The organism is Ideonella sp. A 288, assembly GCF_002198735.1.
Taxonomy (GTDB): domain Bacteria; phylum Pseudomonadota; class Gammaproteobacteria; order Burkholderiales; family Burkholderiaceae_C; genus Pseudaquabacterium.
Window position 1 is genome coordinate 1 of the sequence record NZ_MWLO01000006.1, and the last position, 2,823, is coordinate 2,823.

At 69.3% G+C, this 2,823-nt stretch carries 1 protein-coding gene and 1 pseudogene; one reads left to right on the plus strand and one right to left on the minus strand.

The features are described from left to right. Positions 1-433 precede the first annotated feature (433 nt). On the plus strand, positions 434-2,659 hold the full coding sequence (locus EOINJALH_RS00275; protein ID WP_158219594.1) for a GGDEF and EAL domain-containing protein: 2,226 nt from the start codon (positions 434-436) through the stop codon (positions 2,657-2,659). Here EOINJALH_RS00275 and EOINJALH_RS00280 read toward each other — a convergent pair. Next, a pseudogene (locus EOINJALH_RS00280) lies at positions 2,646-2,823 on the minus strand (enoyl-CoA hydratase); the annotation flags it as partial. The gene EOINJALH_RS00275 and the pseudogene EOINJALH_RS00280 sit on opposite strands and share 14 nt — an antisense overlap.

Sequence of the window (2,823 nt, forward strand, 5' to 3'; positions counted from 1 at the left end):
CCTGGCCTTCCACCTCGGCGACGAGCCGCCGCTGCTGCGGCGCTACGTGGCCGATGCCCTGAGCCCGGCGCCAGACGAGCTCGTCTAGAGATGCGGCCCGGCGCCGGACGGGCTCGTCTAGACCGGCGGCCCGGCGCCAGACGGGCTCGTCTAGCCCGGCAGCCCGGCGCCCGGCACGGCCCGTCATGCCTTTCTGCGCGGTAAAGCCGGCGCACTGTGAAAAATGGGCTTCAGCCCCGTGAGGAATCGGCCGATTTCCAGGGACCGATCAGGTCCAGCGTGGGCCACGGTCGGCTCCGAGGCACGCCGTCGTGCACCTGCTGCTGGACAGATGTCCGGTGGCACCGCGGCATCCGATGGATGCCCATCGGCCGGGGGGCGATCGACATCGGGTTGACTGCAGTGACGAACCGGCCACCTGGAGATGAGCGCCTTGACCCCTGAGACCCTGGCTGACTGCCCCTTGCACAGCCTTGCCGACGCCGGCACCGCCCATCGGATCGATGCCCTGAAGGCCGAGCTCGAGCGGCTGACGGGCATGGCCTGGCATGCCGGCGATGCCGGGCCGCACCTGCGCGAGCAGCAATCGCTGCTGCGAACGGTGCTCGACGAGAGCCCAGACTTCATCGTGCTGAAGGACCACGAGGGCAACTTCCTGCTCTGCAACAAGCCGGTCGCCGACTTCTACGGCACCACGCCCGAGGCCATGGTGGGCAAGCACGACGGCCACTTCAGCGCCACGCCGGAGCAGGCCGAGTTCTTCCGCCGCAACGTGCTCGACGTCATGGCCCGCGGCCACACCGAAGTGGTCTTCGAGGAGTCCACCGACGACCGCAGCGGCCAGACCCGGTACTTCAAGTCCATCAAGAAGCCGTTCATCGGCGACAACGGGCTGCCGCGCATCCTGGTCATCGCCCAGGACATCACCGACATCCGCCGCGCGCAGCAGCAGGTTCAGGAAAGCGAACGGCGCCTGAGCTACGTGCTGAACGCCACGGGCGAGGGTGTGTGGGACTGGGACCTCGGCACCAACGCGCTGCAGCACAACGCGCGATGGTTCGAACTGCTGGGCTATGCCAAGGGCGAACTGGAGTCCAGCATCGCGGCCTTCGAGCGCTGCGTCTTCGCGGACGACCTCGACGACACCCGCGCCGCGATCCAGCGCTGCCTGGACGGCCACGGCCCCTACCGGCACGAGCACCGCATGCAGCGCAAGGACGGCAGCACCATGTGGGTGTTCGACCGCGGCGACGTCGTCGAGCGCGACGCCGAGGGGCGACCGCTGCGCATGGTCGGCAGCTTTGCCGACGTGAACGAGCGCAAGGTGGCCGAGGCGATGACCGAGCGGCTGGCCTTCTACGATCCGCTCACCGGGCTGCCCAACCGCCGCCTGATGCTCGACCGCCTGCAGCAGGCCATCCGCACCAGTGGCCGCTCGGGCCTGTTCGGCGCGTTGATGTTCATCGACCTGGACAACTTCAAGGACCTCAACGACTGCAACGGCCACGGCACCGGCGACGCCCTGCTGCAGCAGGTGGGGCAGCGGCTGCGCCAGTGCGTGCGCCAGCGCGACACGGCCGCGCGCATCGGTGGCGACGAGTTCGTGCTGATCCTCGAAGAACTGGGCAGCAGCCTGCTGGACACGGCCGGCCATGCCGAACTCGTCGCGGCCAAGGTCATCGATGCCGTCGGTCAGCCCTACGACATCGAGGGCGTGGCCATCAGCAGCACGCCCAGCATCGGCATCGCCCTGTTCGGCGCGCCCGCCGACACCGCCGACGAACTGCTCAAGCGAGCTGATTTCGCGATGTACCAGGCCAAGGACGCCGGCCGCAACACCCTGCGCTTCTTCGATCCGGCGATGCAGGAGGCGGTGCTCTCGCGCACGCAGTGGCTGGCGCAGTTGCGCACGGCCATCGATCGGCGCGAGCTGTGCATCCACCTGCAGCCCATCGTCGACGGGGATCGGCGCACTGTGGGTGCCGAGGCGCTGGTGCGCTGGAACCATCCCGAGCGTGGCCTGGTGTCGCCGGCCGATTTCATCCCGCTGGCCGAGCAGTCCGGGCTGATCCTGGCCATCGGCGAGCAGGTGCTCGACGCCGCCTGCCGGCAGTTGGTGGCGTGGTCGGCGCAGCCTGCCAACCGGGCGCTGTCGATCTCGGTGAACGTGTCGGCGCGGCAGTTCCATCACCCCGACTTCGTGGCCCGCGTGCTGGACGCTGCCGAGCGCACCGGCGCCGACCCGGCGCGGCTGACGCTCGAGCTGACCGAGAGCGTGCTGCTCGACGACCTGGCCGAGGTGATCGTCAAGATGACGGCGCTGAAGGCGCGCGGGGTGTGCTTCTCGATCGACGACTTCGGCACCGGCTGGTCGTCACTGTCCTACCTGAAGCGCCTGCCGCTCGACGAGCTGAAGATCGACCGGTCCTTCATCAACGACGTGCTCACCGACCCCAACGACGCCAGCATCGTGCAGACCATGCTGGTGCTGGCGCGCAGCCTGTCGCTCGAGGTGGTGGCCGAGGGGGTCGAGACCGCCGGCCAGCGCGAATTCCTGGCCGGCCACGGCTGCCGCTTGTTCCAGGGCTGGCTGTATGGGCGGCCGATGCCGGCGGCCGACTGGCCGATCGCCGGGTACGGCCCGCTCAGCAGTCCTTGAAGTCGGGCGCGCGCTTGTCCAGGAAGGCGTTCACCGCTTCGAGGTGATCGCTGGTGTGGTGGGCCAGCGCCTGGTAGGCGGCCGACAGCTCCAGCAGCGAATCCAGCCGCATGTGCTGGCCCTCGCGCAGCAGGCGCTTGGTCAGGCGCAGCGCATGCGAGGGG